The organism is Candidatus Paracaedibacteraceae bacterium (assembly GCA_019636055.1).
Lineage (GTDB): Bacteria > Pseudomonadota > Alphaproteobacteria > Paracaedibacterales > Paracaedibacteraceae > Paracaedibacter.
Map to the genome: position 1 here is coordinate 99959 of JAHBYH010000004.1, position 19186 is coordinate 119144.

The window sequence follows — 19186 nt, forward strand, 5'->3', positions numbered from 1 at the left end:
TTTGCAGGCAAAGGCTATTGTAGTTCTGCAGAGGATTCTTTTGCCGAGAAATCTTTTTCCACCCATTGAATGGGTTTTAAACGCTCGATAAGAGCTTCTTTCAAGACTTCATCCGCCGCAGACACAGGAATAATTGATATACCGGCTTTGACATTATCAGGGATTTCTTCTAAATCCTTTTCATTATCTACAGGAATCAATACTTTCTTAATACCACCGCGATGTGCCGCCAGAAGTTTTTCTTTCAGGCCCCCGATTTGCAAAACGCGACCACGAAGCGTGATTTCACCTGTCATAGCAATGTCTTTGCGAACAGGAATGCCTGTTAGCGCAGAGACAATTGACGTGCACATGGCAACACCCGCTGAGGGGCCATCTTTTGGAATAGCACCTTCGGGAACATGGATATGGATATCTCGGCGTTCAAATAAGGCTGGGTCTATGCCAAAGCGCGGTGCTTGAGAACGAATATAGCTGACAGCAGCCTGAATGGATTCCTGCATGACATCACCCAGTTTACCCGTTATCATCGTTTTTCCTTTGCCCGGAACAACGACAGCTTCAATGGTCAATAGATCGCCGCCAACTTCTGTCCATGCAAGACCGGTTGTGGCGCCTACGGAATCTTGTTCTTCTGCTTGACCATAATGAAATTTAGGTGCGCCTGCATATTTGTGCAGGTTTTTACTGGTCAGATGTACTGTTTTGACTTTATCAACGAGTATTTCTTTAATGGCTTTGCGAGAAAGATTCGCAATTTCGCGCTCTAAGTTACGAACACCGGATTCGCGGGTGTATAGACGAACGAGATCGCGCAAAACATCATCATCAATAGTCAATTCACCTGATTTTAATCCATGAATTTCCATCTCTTTAGGAACTAAATGTTGCTTGGCGATTTGAATTTTTTCGTCTTCAGTATACCCTGGTAAACGAATGATTTCCATACGATCAAGCAAAGGCTGTGACATTTTTAGGGTATTCGCCGTTGTCACAAACATAACATCGGATAAATCATAATCAACTTCAAGATAGTGATCGTTGAATGTACTATTTTGTTCCGGGTCTAAGACTTCTAATAAAGCAGAAGCGGGGTCGCCTCTCCAGTCAGCACCCATTTTGTCAATTTCATCCAAAAGAAATAGAGGATTGCTTGATTTTGCTTTTTTCATCCCCTGAACAATTTTCCCGGGCATGGAACCAATATAGGTTCGTCTGTGGCCACGGATTTCAGCTTCATCTTTAACACCACCAAGGGCGACACGAATAAAATGTCTGCCTGTGGCTTGAGCGATGGATTTTCCTAACGATGTTTTTCCGACACCCGGAGGGCCGACTAAGCATAAGATTTGTCCGCGCACGCGTCCAACACGGGCCTGTACTGCCAGATATTCGAGAATGCGTTCTTTGACTTTATCTAAGCCAAAGTGATCCCGATCTAAGATTTTACGAGCTTCAACAAGATCCTTTTTAACACGTGTTGCCTGTTTCCACGGAATTGTCAGCATCCAATCGAGGTAGTTTCGGATCACTGTTGCTTCGGCTGACATGGGATTCATGGCGCGTAGCTTTTTCATTTCGGAAACACATTTTTCGTTGGCTTCTTTGCTGAGTTTTGTTTTTCGAATCTTTTGTTCAAACTCAGATAATTCATCCTTAGCTTCTTCGTTATCATTAAGCTCTTTCTGGATGGCTTTCATTTGTTCGTTTAGGTAATAATCGCGCTGAGTCTTTTCCATTTGCTTTTTAACGCGCGTGCGAATGCGTTTTTCAACTTGCATGACGCTAATTTCGCCTTCGATCATAATCAGCAATTCTTCTAAACGATCACCAGCATTAGCCATTTCTAAGAGAGATTGCTTTTCAGAGATTTTAAGCGACAAGTAGGATGCAACTGTGTCTGCGAGTTTAGCAGGGTCCTCAATTTGATTGATGGTGACCAAAACATCGGGCGGGATCTTTTTGTTGAGTTTGATGTATTGTTCGAATTGTGTTATTAGACTCCGCGTGATTGCCTCAATTTCCTCATCGGTCTTATCATCATCGTCAGATAATAATTCTGCATAGGCTTCGAAATATTCCTCATTGTCGGAAAATTTTGTCAGACGAACGCGTTGTGTTCCCTCGACCAAGACTTTTACTGTCCCATCGGGGAGCTTTAAAAGCTGAAGGATATTGCCAACTGTCCCGACTGTGTATAGATCTGTCGTGCTTGGATCATCTAAGGCCGGGTTCTTTTGCGTCACAAGTAAGATCTGTTTATCTTGACCGCGCATGACATCTTCGAGAGCACGAACAGATTTCTCTCGACCAACGAAGAGAGGAACAATCATGTGTGGAAATACAACAATATCTCTGAGCGGTAGGACTGGATACTTCACGCCTTCATTCATCTGTATTTTTCACCTTGTTATATTTAGTTGTCTGATCCTGTTTTATCAGCAGGACGTTTTTTTGAAATTGACTTTAAAGGTTGCCCTTTACCTTCGATAACTTCTTTATTGATAACAATCTCTTCAACATTTTCATAGGATGGAAGCTCGAACATTGTGTCAAGTAAAACGCTCTCAAGGATTGATCTCAACCCACGAGCGCCTGTCTTGCGTTCAATCGCTTTTTCTGCAATAGCGTGCAAAGCATCATCTGAAAAACTGAGTTTTACATCTTCCATCTCAAATAAACGTTGGTATTGTTTGACAAGGGCATTCTTTGGTTTTGTTAAGATTTCAACTAGAACATCAGAGGTAAGATCAGTCAGCGTTGCGATAATGGGTAGGCGACCAATAAACTCTGGGATCAAACCAAATTTCAATAGGTCTTCCGGCTCTAAATCTTGTAAGATTTGGCCCGGAGTACGATCATCTGGGCCACGAACATCGGCGCCAAATCCAATAGCAACACCTTTACCTCGGCTAGCAATAATGCGGTCAATCCCTGCGAATGCGCCACCGCAAATGAATAGGATATTTGTTGTGTCAACTTGCAAAAATTCTTGTTGTGGATGTTTGCGCCCACCTTGAGGCGGAACAGAGGCAACCGTTCCTTCCATGATTTTGAGGAGAGCTTGTTGAACGCCTTCGCCAGAAACGTCACGTGTAATGGACGGATTGTCCGATTTTCTGGAAATCTTATCAACTTCGTCAATGTAAACGATACCGCGCTGGGCGCGTTCCACATTGTAATCAGCCGCTTGCAAGAGTCGTAAAATGATGTTTTCAACATCTTCACCAACATAGCCAGCCTCGGTCAATGTCGTTGCATCAGCCATGGTAAAGGGAACATCAATAATACGGGCAAGTGTTTGTGCGAGGAGGGTCTTACCGCTACCGGTAGGACCAACAAGCAAAATATTTGACTTTGCGATTTCAATGTCGGCATTTTTGCCACCGTTGTTAAGGCGCTTATAATGGTTGTGAACAGCAACAGACAGAACTTTTTTGGCTTGTTCTTGTCCGATGACGTAATCATCAAGGACTTTGCTGATTTCCATCGGGGACGGGACACCATCTGTATCTTTAGAAAAATTGGTGCGGGATTCTTCACGAATAATATCGGTACAAAGCTCAACACATTCATCACAAATGAAGACGGTCGGTCCGGCAATTAATTTGCGAACTTCATGTTGGCTTTTACCACAAAAAGAACAATACAGTGTGTTCTTTACATCTGTTCCGGTGGTTTTACTCATTTGCGACTCCTAAACTTGCACCTGTGAAAAAACAACAGGTTCTCTATAATTTTAAGTATGGACAGTAAAGCCTAAAAAACCGTTAAACAAATTTGATTATATAACCGAGTTTTTATAAATCTGCTAGCAAAACAGCGTCACTCTCGTACTGACCGTACGTGTCGTTCCTCGTTTTTATAGCCGAATTAAAATAGTCTAGCTATATCTTTAATGGTTTCTAGTCTCTTACTTTGCCAGAAAGCCCAGTGGATGCCAAGCTCTTTTGGGTGCCATATCTCATTTTATCTTGAGTTCAAGGATGATGTCACTGCAAAAAATTGTTTCTTCGATAAAAAAGTTACTTATTAACAAGATGTTAAGGAGTTCAGTTTAGATTATATGGTATCGATAATTGTGAGGATAAGGTCATGCGTAAATATAGTGTTGCCATCGCGTTATTAGGGGTTGCTAGTGCGAGATGTCCAGATATTGGGCCTGATGCCTTTGCTGATATCTTGCGCAATCATGCACAAATAACGGTTTTTGGTGGGACTGATTATCATGTCGAAAACCGCAAAATCCCAGACTTTGCCGTTGAATCGACAAAAAAACCTAGGATTTCAGTTCGTAAGAATGGACGTGAATGCCATTATACTCGCAAGATCGGTAAAATCGTTTTCGGATCCTTTACTTTAGTAAAGAAACAACGAAATAAAATGGTGATTGTGGAAAGAGACCGCCCGGATGTTGTTATTATTGAGGAAGGTCATCGCCACCATCATCGTCATTACCGTCATCGGTAGGGAGGTTGTCCATGCGTTATGTGTTATTAACCGTTTGTCTTCTTGGGTTTGCCGAGGCAAAGTGTCCTAAGTTCGATCCTGATGAATTCAGGGAAATTCTGAATAACGATCATCGTAAGATCGTCTATGGTGAAAAAGAGTATCGGATCAAAAATCGTAAACCCGTTAAGCATGGGATAGAATCAACAAAATTACCTAAGGTTTATATCCGTTATCACAAAGGGATATGTAAATATACCCGAATGATTGGGAAAAAATGGTTTGGTTCATTCGAATTAAAGCACGAACGTAAGAAACATCATAAACATAAGAAACACAAAAAAGTAATTATCGTAGATTAGACGGATAATCTCAGGTACAGTATACTTAAGCTATTCTATTTGAACTTGGAAGTTCGTCCCATCGTCGCCCTTGTGCTCATTGTACACGTCGATTTTCATTCCTGCTTCTAAATCAACTTGAACAGCTATACCCACTAAAAAATGTACTAGCGATGTTCTTTGATCTAAGACAGGAAAGATCCCGACTGTTTTTATGGATACCGGTCCTGATGGGGGCTGGTGTTTTTTTGTATATGATTTATCCTGACATTGGCGGAATATCGTATGGGGTGATCATTAGTTTGCTTGCTTCATTTATTCTAAAGCCCCCTTATAAAATAATGTCAATTGCTTTGGTTTTTATGGGCCTCGGCTATGAGACATTATCTGTTAAGACGCATCAATTATCCCAAACGGTTCATCAGCTTTATGAAAAAGAAAAAGGGACTTTTATTGGCACTATTCAGTCACAAGAATTCCTGACAGAGAAGCGACGGTTTGTTGTTCAACTTGCCGACGGACGACGTGTTCGTCTCAGCTATGTTGGAGGACAGGCAGTTAATATTGGTGATGATATTCGGTTTAAAACAACCTTATTACCCTTTTCTAAACCCATACTTGATAATGGTTTTGACTATGGAAAGGCTGCTTTTTATAAGGGATTATCAGGCACAGGGCGGATGACAGACATGCGTGTTTTACGTCACCAAGATATGACTTCTTTTGAAGTTATTCGATCCCGCATAACTCAAACGCTGCTGCGAATATTGCCTGGTGAGTCGGGAGCGATTGCCGCAGCATTAGTTACCGGCGAGCGGGGGAAAATATCAGATGTAACGCGTCAAGCCTATGCCGATGCGGGGATTGCTCATGTTTTGGCTATATCCGGGCTCCATCTAAGTATGATTGCAGGATTGATTTTCATGATTTTCCGTCGCGGGCTGTCTCTTAACATGCGCCTTGTTGAGCGGTATAATCTTAAGAAAATTGCCGCTGTTGCAACCATTCCATTTCTTATTGCGTATCTATTGATCTCAGGCCAGGGGGTACCGGCTATTCGATCCTTTATTATGGTCGGGATTATTCTTGTCGGTGTGGTGACGGATCGCCAAGCTATTTCTATGCGAACGTTGGCTATAGCTGCTATCATTATTTTGGCGGTTCAGCCTGAAAATCTAACTTCTGCTAGTTTTGCCTTATCTTTTGCTGCTGTGATGGCGTTGATTGCAGCCTATGAAGGTGGGTGGTCGCCGTTGTCCGATTGGGCAAACAACGGTGGGAAGTGGCGACGGGCAGTTGTTTATGGCCTTGGGATTATAGCCTCAACTGTGATTGCAACACTGGCGACCTTGCCAATAACTTTGTATATCTTTAATCGCATTTCCTTGCAGGCAATTATCGGGAATCTTGTAGCTATACCGCTGATGGGGTTTTTGATTATGCCATTGTTATTGCTTGTTCTATTGTTGATGCCCTTTGGCGAGCCTTTTTTTATTCCTTCTATTTTGGATAAGTCGATTCAATGGATGACCGACGTAGCCCAATGGACGGCCTCTCTGCCGGGGGCATCTATTCAGGTGGCAAAACCGCCTCAGGCTTTTATTGTATTAATGGTTTTGGGTGGATTGTGGTTGTGTTTGTGGCAGACACGCTTGCGGTTCTTGGGGATGATTCCGGTTGTTTTAGCCTTGGGGTTTTTATGGGTAAAACCAAAACCCTTTTATTGGAAGGCACCAGAGGGGCAGATTTATTGGTTTGACGGACAGAGGCTTTCAACCTTTGCTAATTCAAGGCATAATGATTTTACTGAAGAGATTTTGCAGCGTCAGCTCGGGCTAACGGACATTCGTTACGAGCCTGAGGACTTAGTGATGGCAGAGTTTGATAACCAAGATGTGGCTTTGCTGAATCAACGATTTTCTTGGCGCCAGCACAGGCATTTGTGTGATGACTGTGATTTGATCGTTTCGCCTTATCGATTGCCTGATGGGGTTCAATGATATTAACTTTCAGAAAAAGTCGTTATCAGGAATAAGTATATGGATGAATTCAGGGACGAGGCTGCGTAAGTTTAGATTACGACGTGCGCAAACTTGATAATCCGTAGGATTTGCTGTAGGACATGTTCCTAGTAATTATTATTAAAAAACCCTTCCAGTTGGAAGGGTTTTTATTAATGAGAAACTCTCATTATCTGCGAGCAGCAGGACGACGATCAGAATTTTCTTCTTTTGGTCGTGCGATGGCAACGTTCATACGGCGACCGTTTAGATCTTGGCCGTTGAGTTTTTCCATAGCTGTTGATGCTTGTTGTTCGCTTTCCATTTCAACGAAACCAAAACCCTTGCTGCGACCGCTCATTTTGTCTGTGATGACTTTAGCGGAAACGACAGCACCGTGATCAGCAAAAAGCTGTTCAAGAGTTTGGTCGTTTACTGAGTAAGGCAAGTTGCTGATGTATAGCTTATTGTTCACAATGAATCTCCTTTAAAATTAAGCCCGGTGCACAAAAGGAGACCAAAAGAAACCCTTTTAGTTCCGATGACGCAACCGTATCACACTTTTATATTGTAGTCTGATCGGCTGTTAAAAAGTGGTTAAGAACAAAGCTTAAAAAAGGCAAAAACACTAACGGACTTTTATAACACCTATCGCACAACGATACAATTTGAACTATAGGCTATACTTGACAGAAAAGTAAAGAAGGAAAAATTAAAGCTTTTTATCGTTGCTGTTGCGAGGGCTAGTTTATGGTGTTTAATTGTATTTATACATAAATAATAACGTGTCGTTTTGATTGAGTATAAACGTCATCCTTGAGTCTTGTTATATGTTTTGTTATCCTTTATTAACGAATATTTTTTTGATTGGATTGTTATGCGCGTAGCTCCTCAGACAGTGCGTCAGCTTCATTTTGTTGGAATCGGTGGTATCGGCATGAGTGGTATTGCTGAGGTTTTAGTTAACCTTGGTTATTCTGTGACAGGCAGTGATGTCTCGGAAAACCCGAATGTTCAACGCTTGCGATCTTTGGGAGCAAAGATTCATATTGGTCATGCGGCTGAAAACGTTGTAGGCGCCCAAGTTGTGGTGATATCAACGGCGGTGAAGGCGGATAACCCTGAAGTTATTGAGGCACGTCGGTTACGTATCCCTGTTATTCGCCGGGCTGAAATGTTGGCAGAGTTAATGCACCTTAAACAGTCTGTTGCTATTTGCGGAACACATGGCAAAACCACGACAACATCCATGACAGCAGCACTGTTCGATGCCGCTAATTTAGATCCGACAGTTATTAACGGCGGGATCATCAATTCCTATGGTACCAATGCGCGATTGGGGTCGGGGGATTGGATCGTGGTCGAAGCGGATGAGTCGGATGGAAGTTTCTTACGATTGCCTGCAACCATTGCTGTGGTCACAAACATTGATGCGGATCATATGGATTTCTATCCGGATTTTGACACTCTGCGTCACGCCTTTGTAACCTTTATTGAACGTACACCGTTTTATGGTCTGGGGGTTTTATGTATTGACCATCCGGTTGTTCGATCGTTGTTGCCGGAAATCACAGATCGTCGTTTGGTAACATATGGTTATGCCGAAGATGCTAATGTTCGTGCGGTTAATATTCGTGAATCCCAAGACGGTGTAACATTTGATGTTGATATCACACCAAATTCTGCTTTTGCTCAGGCTGATGATCAAGTGAGCGCTTTGCCTCGTCGTATTAAAGACATTTTCTTGCCAATGGTCGGTAAACATAACGTACAAAACAGTTTGGCTGTTATCTCGATCGCTCAAGAATTAGAGATTGACGACGAGGCCGTACGTCAAGCATTTGCCGGGTTCAAAGGGGTTAAGCGTCGTTTTACACGGGTTGGGATTTCCCATGGTGTCACGGTTATTGATGATTATGCACACCATCCTGTTGAAATTAACACCGTATTGGATGCAGGCCGTCAAGCAAGCCGTGGTAAAATCATTGCGGTGATGCAGCCCCATCGGTATTCACGTCTACACCATTTATTTCAAGAATTTTCTGAATGCTTTGCCCATGCAGACCACGTAATTATTACACCTGTTTATTCGGCAGGCGAAAATCCATTGGACGGTATTCATAGTGACGCTCTGGCCGATGCTGTAAGAGCACAGGGTAAGACCGTTGCGACAGTCAATGCACCTGAAGAAATTGCGCCTCTTGTTGCAACATTAGTTGAAGCTGGTGACATGGTTATTTGCCTTGGTGCGGGCAGTATTACTCAATGGGCGGCAGCTTTACCGGGGCAGTTGGATGAAATTCTTCCTTTGGGAAAAGATCAAGCCCTCGTGTCTGAGAGTGTTGCATGAGTTTGAGAGAATCTCTGCCAGAGGTGCGAGGGCGTTATAGCTTTGATGCGGCTATGTCAGATCAGACCTGGTTTCGGGTCGGCGGTCCAGCTGATGTCCTGTATAAACCGGCGGATCTTGATGATCTTATTCATTTTTTAAAGAATCGCCCCGAATCGGTGCCACTTTATGTTGTGGGGGCAGGATCTAACCTGCTTGTCCGAGACGGGGGTGTCCGCGGTATTGTTATCCGTTTGGGGCGGGGATTCTCTTCAATAGAGCGCGATGGGTTTTTGGTTACCGTTGGAGCTGCGGCTTTGGATCGAACAGTTGCCATGTCTTGTGGGCAGTGGGGGTTGTCGGGGCTCGAATTTCTTGTTGGTGTGCCGGGAACCATTGGTGGTGCCGTTAAGATGAATGCGGGGTGTTACGGGGCCGAGACCAAAGACCGCCTTGTTTGGGCAGATGTGCTTAGTTTTGATGGTACGCTGCACCATTTGACGCAAGATCAACTCGAGATGACGTATCGACATAGCAATCTACGCCCTGACCAGATCGTTATTGCAGCGCAATTCCGCTGTGATGAGGGGGATTCAGCGCAGATCTTAAACCGCTTAGATCAATTGTTAGCAGAACGCGAGGCTTCTCAGCCTGTGCGTGGGCGAACGGGGGGGAGCACATTTCGTAATCCTGCTGGGCAAAGTGCCTGGAAATTAATAGATGAGGCCGGCTGTCGCGGCCTGATGGTGGGGCAAGCTCAAGTTTCAGAAAAGCATACAAATTTTCTTTTGAATACCGATCATTGCTCAGCTGCAGATCTAGAAGAGTTGGGGGAACGTGTCCGTCAAAAGGTCAAAGATAAATCTGGCTATGATCTGCATTGGGAAATCGTGCGGATGGGGCAGAAACAATCCTGAGGGATAGTCGGTTAGACAAGTAATTAAGAGTGAAGCCTACATTTAGTAGGTGAGCGACGCAGTTGTGATATCTAATCGTTAATATAGTTGACTATAAGTCAAGGGACTACGTGAAAAATATATCCTTATATCAGTCGCTATTGATTTGTTGGGCGTTTCCCCATACACTAAAAGTTAGTTTTATTATAAGATTTAAGAACGGTTATGTTACAGACATTTAGAAAACACTCTGGTGGTATTTTTGCTAAGGTTTTGTTTGGGTTACTAGTTGCCAGCTTTGCCTTTTGGGGAATTGGCGACATGTTCAGCAGTTATACAGCGATGCAGCCTGTAGCCAAAGTTGGTGAAATTTCCATTGCTCAAGAAGATTTTATGCGATCTTATCAAAAAATCGTCACCCGTATGCAAACAATTGCAAAGGGCAAATTAAAGACTGATGATATTCGCCGTATGGGAATTGATAAGCGTGTTTTGGATGATCTTGTTAACTCAGCTGTTCTTGACAACGAAATTAAACATTTGGGGTTGCGCGTTAGTAACATAGCTCTTGAGGAATTTATTAAGTCTGTTCCTGCCTTCCAAAATAAAGCAGGGCAATTTGATCGCAATCAATTCCGCTATTTGCTGTATAGCAATGAAATGTCAGAGGCCGGATTTATTCATGAAAGCCGTGAAGGGTTGTTAAAGCAACAGTTGATTGGGACTTTGTCAGCCAGTGTTCGTTTGCCACAACAGTACAAAGACCTTGTTTTTAAATCTCAAGAGCAGCAAAAAGTTTTTGATGCTGTTTATATTCCTTTGAATGCGGGTAAAGTTGACGGTAAGGCAACAGATCAAGAGTTAGAGCAGTTGTATCAAACTCAGCAAGAAGTATTTGCCCAACCTGAATATCGTACGGTTTCGATTCTTATTGTCGATCCAGCGAAACTTCAAGCATCTATTAAGGTTCCTGCCGAACGTTTGCAGCAAGAATATGAAGCGCGTCGCGAATCTTTCCGTACGCCAGAATTAAGAGACGTAACTCAATTAACCTTTACCTCAAAGTCTGATGCAGAAAAAGCTCAGGCTGAATTGGCGGTGGGGCAGACACCGTCTGCTGTGGCCAAGTCTGTTAAAGGGGATGTTAAGACCTATGCAAAGGCAGCTGAGGATAAGTTTTCGACTGACCATGCTAAGGCCATTTTTGCTTTGGCAAAAGGTAGTATTACAGATGTTTTGTCATCCGCTTTTGGTTGGACTATTTTCAAAGTAACAGATGTTACACCATCAGAAATTTTGCCTTTTGATAAGGTTAAAGATCAAATTGAGTCTGGTCTAAAGTCAGATATCTATTCGGCACAAATGACTGAACTGCAGAATAAAATTGAAGATGGATTAGCTGGCGGAACACCTGCTAGTGAATTGGCAAAGGAATATAATCTTGAAGCGATGACCTTTAAGTCGATTGATGCGGGTGGTTTTGATGCCGACGGCAAATCAATAGTTCCTGATAAACTGAAAGAAGTTGTTCTGGAAAATGCCTTTAGTCAAGATGAAGGTGTTGCAAGTTCCCTGATCAACACAGCCGACGGCCGCAGTGTTGCGGTGGTTGTGACCAAGATTACACCCAAGACAATTCCGCCTTTTGCTGACGTAAAGACAAAAGTCGGAAAACTATGGCGAGAACACCACCAGCGCGAAGCTGTTGCTAAGATGGCTCAGGACATTGTTGCTAAAACAAAATCAGCAGCTGATTTTGTGGCGCAAGCAAAGTCCCATGGATTATCCGTGCGTACATTGGCACCCGTTAGCCGCGTAAGTCTGGAAGAAGGAAAGTACGTTGATGATAAAGTAACACCGCAAGCGTTGCGCGTTGGTTTTGCCCTAGCACCCGCCCAAGCGGGAATTGCTCCTGTTAAGGACGGCTATGTTGTTCTGATGCCGGTTAAAACACTTCCATTCGATATTGCTAAGAATAAAGAAAAGCATGAGAACTTTGATAAGGCATTGCGATTGATGATTCAACGGGACTTCCAGGAATCGTATATCGATGCCTTGAAGAAGAAAATTAAACCCGAAATTCGTGAAGATATACTGCATCGGTTGTTGGATCGATAGGGTTTCTCAAGTAAAAAGAAAAAGGAGGGTTGTTTGCCCTCCTTTTTTATGGGGGACTTTCGATTTTATCAAAGATATGGTAAGCTTCTTCTAACTCTAAAACACATGGAAAATAATGATGTCGCAGCAACTACAACAATGGCAGTCGGAAATCGATGCCGCGCAATCCATTCGGGATTTGGATGACCTGAAAGTAAGGCTTTTGGGGAAGACGGGTGAAATTACGTCCTTGCTCAAGACACTAGGGACATTGCCACCAGAGGAACGCAAAGACCGAGGGGCCGAGATTAACCAGTTGAAACTTGTTGTGTCGGATCATATGGATAGTCGTCGGTCTCTTTTGGAAGAGCAAGAGCTAGAAGCTCGACTGGCGTCAGAAAAGATTGACGTGACCTTGTCTGCACGGCCAGAAGCCGTTGGGTCCCTTCATCCTATTACCCAAGTGTTTGGTGAGATCATTTCCTATTTTGCAAAGTTTGGTTTTGATATTGCGACAGGGCCAGAAATTGAGGATGAAGAGCATAACTTTGCGGCTTTGAATATGCCTGATCATCACCCGGCACGCCAATCCCATGACACATTTTATTTTATGCCGGATGAATCCGGAATTCGTAAATTACTGAGAACTCATACATCAACGGTTCAGATCCGCACTATGCGCAATTCTCAGCCGCCGATTCGTATCTTGGCGCCGGGTCGTGTTTTTCGCTGTGATTATGATGCGACGCACACCCCCATGTTCCATCAACTTGAAGGCTTGGTTATCGATAAAGATATTAATTTTGGCCACCTGAAAAGTACGGTTATTGAGTTTTGCCGTCACTTTTTTGAGATTCCAGATCTAAAGATCCGTTTCCGCCCTAGTTTCTTTCCATTTACAGAACCGTCTGCTGAAATGGATATCGGCTGTGATCGCAGTGGCGGTGGTATTAAGTTTGGTAAGGGTGATGATTGGCTCGAAGTTTTTGGCTGCGGTATGGTTCACCCAAATGTCTTAAGAAATTGCGGTATTGATCCAGAAGTATATCAAGGATTTGCCTTTGGCTTTGGCGTCGATCGTTTTGCTATGTTGAAATATGGTATTCCTGATCTGCGTTCTATGTTTGAATCAGATAATCGTTGGTTGTCTCACTATGGTTTTTCCCCATTCGGAGGTAAATAATAATGAAATTCACACTCTCCTGGTTGAAAGACCATTTAGATACATCAGCAACACTAACAGAGATCTGTGATGCTTTGGTCAATTTAGGGCTTGAAGTCGAAGGAATAGAAGATCCGGCGGCTAAGCTAAAAGGATTTGTCGTCGCTTATGTTAAAGAACGGGATAAGCATCCGAATGCCGATCGATTGAGTTTATGCAAAATTGATGACGGCTCAGGAAACCTGTTGCAGGTTGTTTGCGGGGCACCGAATGTTCGTCAGGGATTAAAGATTGCCTTTGCCCGTGAGGGTACTGTTATTCCATCTACAGGACAAGCCTTGAAAAAAGGTGTAATACGCGACGTTGAAAGTTCGGGAATGATTTGTTCTGCGGGTGAATTGATGCTAGCTGGTGACAGCGAAGGGATTATGGAGCTCGATGAGAATCTGGCCCCGGGCCAAGATCTAGCTGAAGCTTTAGGATTGAATGATCCGGTTGTTGAACTGTCGATCACGCCAAACCGTTCAGATTGTTTTGGTGTTCGTGGCATTGCGCGAGATCTTGCTGCTGCGGGCTTAGGGACATTAAAGCCCCTTACCTATAAGAAAACAACGGGAACATTTGATAGCCCGGTTTCAGTGGTTATCGAAGATTCAGCATCTTGTCCTGATTTTCAAGGTTTCTATGTGCGTGGCATCAAGAATGCCCAAGCACCTGACTGGGTTCGTCGTCGCCTCGATGCGATTGGTCAACGTAGTATTAATGCGGCCGTTGATATGACGAACTATCTGACTTTTGATTTAGGGCGCCCGCTTCACGTATTTGATGCGTCAAAAATTGCATCAGAACTTGTTATAACTGCGGCTAATGGTGGTGAGTCATTTTCTGCCCTGAATGATAAAGACTATACTTTATCGCAAGGTATGACGGTGATTGCATCTGGCAAGGACGTTGTTTCCCTGGGGGCAATCATGGGGGGGCGTGAGTCCGGTGCTAGTGAATCAACAACTGATTTATTTATTGAAAGTGCATTGTGGAATCCAATTCGGGTTGCCACAACAGGACGTGAACTTCAGATTTTGTCTGATGCTCGTGCACGCTTTGAAAGAGGAGTAGATCCAGAGAGTCAAGGCTTTGGTCTTGATGCTGCGGTTGCCTTGATCTTGGATTGGTGTGGTGGTGAGGTTAGTCATCGTGTGGTGGCAACTCACAAGAATGGGGCGCCTGCAGCCTTACCTCAACCAACGATTCAACTGACTCAAAGTCGCCTAAAATCATTGGCTGGATTTGATGTGCCGATGACTCAAGCTGCTGATATTTTAACATCTCTAGGCTTTTCTGTGTCCGTAAAAACAGATGCTTTGGAAGCAATAGCTCCCTCTTGGCGTCCTGATGTTGACGGTAGTGCTGATTTGATCGAAGAAATTCTCAGAATTATTGGTTATGACAATATTCCGGCCGTTCCATTACCACAAGTTGCCTCAAAGCCAATGGTGCCGAGTAAGCGATATGTGGTGCAACGCGCATTGGCTGCACGGGGATTGAATGAATGCCAAACATGGGCGTTTGTCTCGGATGCTAAGGCTGATTTATTTGGCGGCCAAGCGAATCACTTGGTCTTGGAAAATCCCATTAGTGTTGAACTCAAAGTCATGCGCCCGAGTATCGTACCCAACTTAGTTGAAGCAGCGCTTCGCAATCATAACCGAGATTTAAAAAATAGTCGTTTATTTGAAGTTGCGAATCAATTTTCGGATAAAGGTCAGTTCTTGATGGCAACAGGTGTTCGTAGCCACAAAAACCATGACCGTCATTGGCAGGATAGCGTTCGTGATGTTGATGCGTTCGATGCAAAGGCCGATGCTTTTGCTGTGATGGCATCTCTTGGTTTATCTGAGTCTTCTGTGCAAATTGAGCAATCAGCCATATCTTATTATCATCCGGGGCGTAGTGGAACGATCCGTCAAGGGAATCGGATCTTGGGCTATTTCGGGGAGCTTCATCCTCGGGTCCTCAAAGATATGGATGTTGATTTCCCAGTGGTTGCCTTTGAAGTATTTTTAGATTTGCTGCCTGATGTGAAAATCAAAAAGACAATTGCGACTTTGTCGAATTTGCAGCCTGTCACTAAAGATTTTGCATTTGTGGTTGATCGGGATTTACCGGCTGAGAAAATTACAACGGCGATTAGTAAAGTTGACCGTAAGCTTATTTCATCAGTGACAGTTTTTGACGTGTATGCCGGCGATAAAATGGATGCAGCTAAGAAATCTGTGGCCGTGGAAGTACGGTTTGAGCCGACAAATGCAACGCTGACCGATGAAGAAATTCATGGTTTGATGAATAAGATTATTGAGCAAGTCCACAAGACAACCGGCGGTGAGCTTAGAGCCTAGATTTAAAGATTAAAGAACTTGAAAGGTAATGACTTATTTATATATAACGTGAGTTCGATATAAGAAGGTCTATCAAGCAATAGAATGCGTCATTCCCGGCTAGAAATTCTCGGTTTTCAAAGAAAACCGTTAAGAATTTCTTAATCGGGAATCAGGCAACCATAAAGAAACATAGATCTCCAATCAATCAAAGCTAAGGTTTTCTAGCGAAACCCTAGCTTTGTTAGCCGGAGATGGTGTGTGTTCTGATGGTTCTTATGGCGAATTGACGTTAAAATAGCATGCTATGGTGCCATTTTTGAACTAGCGCGGAATAATGAAGTTTAAATTCTTTAGGTGCTTGTTTCACTCGTTTATTTTTAAGGTGTAAGTTGGTATAGGGTCAACTCTCTGATTGACCCTATAACGCCTTCGCGATACTCTATAAGAATAAGAATTTACAAGGGTTTCGCAAACGTGCTAACAGCAGAAAAACGACAACAAAATCTCAATTATTCAACTCTGGCAAATGCTATCCGATTTCTATCAGCTGATGCTGTTGAAAAAGCCAAATCCGGCCATCCCGGAATGCCTTTAGGAATGGCAGATGTTGCTACCGTTCTGTTCCACGATTTTTTAAAGTTTAGTCCAGAAAATCCGGATTGGCTGAATCGGGATCGCTTTATTTTAAGTGCGGGGCATGGCTCAATGTTGTTATATTCCCTGCTATATTTGACGGGCTATAAAGATATTACGCTGGATGAGATTAAGAACTTTCGCCAGTTGAATGCCAAGACAGCCGGACATCCTGAATATGGTTATGCTGCGGGTATTGAAATAACAACAGGACCATTAGGGCAGGGGATCAGCAGTGCGGTCGGTTTTGCCTTGGCGGAACGGATTATGAATGCCGAATTCCCAGATTTATTTGATCATAAAACTTATGTGCTGGCTAGTGACGGCGATTTGATGGAAGGAATTGCTCAGGAAGCCATTTCTTTAGCGGGACACTGGCGTCTAAAAAACCTAGTCGTTTTGTATGATGACAACAGCATATCAATTGATGGAGATACAGACCTAGCTTTCTCTGACGATACACAACGTCGCTTTGAATCTTGTCATTGGGAGGTTCTTACGGTCAACGGTCATGACTTTGCTGAAATACATGCAGCCCTTTCCCGTGCTCAACAGGCGAATCGTCCTGTTCTTGTTCGATGCAAAACGCGTATTGCTGAAGGGACGCCGACTAAGGTTGGTACATCGTCGAGCCATGGCTCACCGTTGGGAAGTAATGAAATCCAAGGGATGCGTGAAGCCTTGGGGTGGAGCTATGAACCATTTGAAATTCCGTATGAGATTTTAGAAAGATGGCGTGCTGCTGGGCAACGAGGGGACAGTATTGCTACAGCGTGGATCAAACGATATAATGCCCACGCCGACTCAAAAGAAATTAATCGTCGCATGTCTAAGACATTATCTCCAAGTGTGAATGAGGCTCTAAAATCCGTGATTTTGAGCTATATTGATATGCCAGTTTCCAAGGCGACACGTCAGTTATCTCAGGATGTATTAGAGCGCATTGCTCCCTTGATGCCGGAACTGATTGGCGGATCTGCTGATCTGACGGGGTCGAATAATACAAAGGCAAAGCCGCAACGGATTATCGATCGTGAAAACTATGCCGGGAATTATATCCACTACGGTGTTCGTGAACATGGGATGGCAGCGATTATGAACGGATTATCCCTTTACGGTGGTTTTCGACCTTATGGTGGAACTTTCTTGATCTTTAGTGATTATTTACGCCCATCCTTGCGTTTATCAGCATTGATGCACCAACCTGTTGTTTATGTCTTGACTCATGATTCCATTGGGTTAGGTGAAGATGGTCCGACCCATCAACCAATTGAACATTTAGCCTCCCTTAGGGCAATGCCAAATCTAAACGTGTTTCGACCGGCTGATGGTATTGAGACCGCTGAGTGCTGGCAGATTGCTTTGCAATCGAAGGATCGCCCAAGTGTTTTGGCTTTGACCCGACAAAATGTACGTCAAGTTCGCTTGACGGATGTTCAGGAAAATCGATCCGCAAAAGGTGGGTATATTGTTTGGGGAGATGCAACTCAACGTGATGTAACCCTTATTGCGACGGGATCAGAAGTCGGGCTCGCGGTTGATGTGGCGGAAGCTTTAGCAGTGCAAAACATCCAAGCTACGGTTGTCTCTATGCCATGTACGCGATTATTTGATGAACAAAGTGGTGACTATCGTCAACAGGTTTTGGGTAAGGCTCCTCGTTTTGTTATTGAAGCTGCCAGTTCCTATAGCTGGTATAAATACGTTGGTGATAAGGGGCATATTTTTGGCATTGATACATTTGGCGCATCAGCTCCGGCGCCTCAACTGTATGATAAATTCGGGCTAACGGTAGGCAAAATTGTACCTGAAATTCTAAAAAGGATTAAGTAAGGCAAGCCTAATTTTATTTTGTGCTTGGAAATGTTGGATTAGTTTTATAATCAGAGGTAAAAATGACAAAACGTGTTGCAATAAATGGATTTGGTCGTATTGGCCGTATGGTATTACGAGCTTTGGTTGAAAATCCGCGTTCAGAATTTCAAGTCGTTGCCATTAACGATTTAGGGTCGATTGATGCCAATGCGCATTTGTTTAAATATGATTCAATTCATGGCCGATTTGACGGTGCAGTCACAACAACGGTTGATACCATAGATGTTGGCCTCGGTGCTATGAAAGTCATTGCTGAGGCGGATCCTGAGAAACTACCGTGGAAAGAAATGGATATTGATATCGTTTTAGAATGCAGCGGTCGTTTCACGGATCGTGATAAGGCTGCAAAACATTTGACAGCCGGGGCTAAGAAAATTATTGTATCGGCCCCATCTAAGGGGGCGGATGCCACTATCGTTATCGGTGTGAACCATGATGTTTTGCAAGCATCTCATGATGTTATTTCTTGTGGTTCCTGTACGACAAACTGTTTAGCCCCTGTTGCTAAGGCTTTAAACGATACGGTTGGAATTGATGTTGGGTATATGACAACCATTCATGCCTATACAGGGGATCAACGTCTTGTCGATACATTGCATAGCGATATGCACCGAGCAAGAGCAGCTGCCATGTCTATGATTCCGTCGACCACGGGGGCAGCAAAAGCACTGGGGTTAGTATTGCCGGAACTGCAAGGTAAACTGGACGGCTGTGCTGTACGCGTTCCAACTGCTAATGTTTCTATGATTGATTTGACATTTGTTCCAAAGAAGGCAACCTCAGTTGCTGAGATTAATGACATCATGGCAAAAACGGCGACGGGTTCACATGTTTTGTCTTATAATGTGGAACCGTTGGTTTCTATTGATTACAACCATGTTGCTTATAGCTCTAACTTTGATGCAACTCAAACTCAGGTTGTGGGGGATAAGTTCTGTCGTGTTGTTTCTTGGTACGATAATGAATGGGGCTTTTCTAATCGCATGGGGGATTTGGCTCAACTCGTTGCTAAGATGATATAATAGA

Annotated in this window: 13 protein-coding genes; 10 read left to right on the top strand and 3 right to left on the bottom strand. The window is 43.6% G+C overall.

The window, feature by feature from the left end; translation table 11 throughout:
- Positions 1-14: 14 nt before the first annotated feature.
- Both lon and clpX read right to left on the bottom strand, forming a co-directional pair.
- Positions 15-2393: an endopeptidase La gene (gene lon / locus KF820_07760; GenBank protein MBX3458232.1), complete on the bottom strand. Its 2379-nt coding sequence runs from the start codon at positions 2391-2393 to the stop codon at positions 15-17.
- A 23-nt stretch (positions 2394-2416) separates the two neighbouring features.
- Positions 2417-3688: an ATP-dependent Clp protease ATP-binding subunit ClpX gene (clpX, locus tag KF820_07765; protein ID MBX3458233.1), complete on the bottom strand. Its 1272-nt coding sequence runs from the start codon at positions 3686-3688 to the stop codon at positions 2417-2419.
- Positions 3689-4095: 407 nt separating this feature from the next.
- Here clpX and KF820_07770 point away from each other — a divergent pair, with 407 nt between their 5' ends.
- The 3 genes from KF820_07770 to KF820_07780 all read left to right on the top strand — a co-directional run bounded on the left by KF820_07770 (position 4096) and on the right by KF820_07780 (position 6790).
- Positions 4096-4470: a hypothetical protein gene (locus KF820_07770; protein MBX3458234.1), complete on the top strand. Its 375-nt coding sequence runs from the start codon at positions 4096-4098 to the stop codon at positions 4468-4470.
- Positions 4471-4481: 11 nt separating this feature from the next.
- The gene (locus KF820_07775) at positions 4482-4811 is read left to right on the top strand and encodes a hypothetical protein (GenBank protein MBX3458235.1); all 330 of its coding nucleotides are present in this window, start codon (positions 4482-4484) and stop codon (positions 4809-4811) included.
- A 233-nt stretch (positions 4812-5044) separates the two neighbouring features.
- Entirely contained in the window at positions 5045-6790 is a 1746-nt protein-coding gene (locus tag KF820_07780; GenBank protein MBX3458236.1) for a ComEC/Rec2 family competence protein, read from the top strand.
- 190 nt (positions 6791-6980) lie between these two features.
- On the opposite strand, the gene KF820_07785 is transcribed toward KF820_07780, so the two are convergent.
- Entirely contained in the window at positions 6981-7265 is a 285-nt protein-coding gene (locus tag KF820_07785) for an RNA-binding protein (GenBank protein ID MBX3458237.1), read from the bottom strand.
- Between the two features lie 402 nt (positions 7266-7667).
- On the opposite strand from KF820_07785, the gene KF820_07790 reads away from it, so the two are divergent.
- From KF820_07790 to gap, 7 genes are all read left to right on the top strand, one after another.
- Positions 7668-9140, top strand: coding sequence for a UDP-N-acetylmuramate--L-alanine ligase (locus KF820_07790; protein ID MBX3458238.1), 1473 nt, complete (start codon positions 7668-7670; stop codon positions 9138-9140).
- Positions 9137-10036 carry a UDP-N-acetylmuramate dehydrogenase gene (gene murB / locus KF820_07795; GenBank protein ID MBX3458239.1) on the top strand — a complete coding sequence of 300 codons (900 nt, stop codon included), beginning with the start codon at positions 9137-9139 and terminating at the stop codon, positions 10034-10036. Before KF820_07790 ends, murB begins: the two co-directional genes overlap by 4 nt.
- Before the next feature lie 204 nt (positions 10037-10240).
- Positions 10241-12133, top strand: coding sequence for a SurA N-terminal domain-containing protein (locus tag KF820_07800; GenBank protein MBX3458240.1), 1893 nt, complete (start codon positions 10241-10243; stop codon positions 12131-12133).
- Between the two features lie 118 nt (positions 12134-12251).
- Positions 12252-13295: a phenylalanine--tRNA ligase subunit alpha gene (gene pheS, locus KF820_07805; GenBank protein ID MBX3458241.1), complete on the top strand. Its 1044-nt coding sequence runs from the start codon at positions 12252-12254 to the stop codon at positions 13293-13295.
- A gap of 2 nt (positions 13296-13297) precedes the next feature.
- Positions 13298-15670 carry a phenylalanine--tRNA ligase subunit beta gene (gene pheT / locus KF820_07810; protein ID MBX3458242.1) on the top strand — a complete coding sequence of 791 codons (2373 nt, stop codon included), beginning with the start codon at positions 13298-13300 and terminating at the stop codon, positions 15668-15670.
- Between the two features lie 456 nt (positions 15671-16126).
- The gene (gene tkt, locus KF820_07815) at positions 16127-18118 is read left to right on the top strand and encodes a transketolase (protein ID MBX3458243.1); all 1992 of its coding nucleotides are present in this window, start codon (positions 16127-16129) and stop codon (positions 18116-18118) included.
- A 62-nt stretch (positions 18119-18180) separates the two neighbouring features.
- Positions 18181-19182 (top strand): type I glyceraldehyde-3-phosphate dehydrogenase, encoded by a 1002-nt coding sequence (gene gap, locus KF820_07820; GenBank protein ID MBX3458244.1) that lies wholly within the window; start codon positions 18181-18183, stop codon positions 19180-19182.
- The last annotated feature ends 4 nt before the right edge of the window (positions 19183-19186 follow it).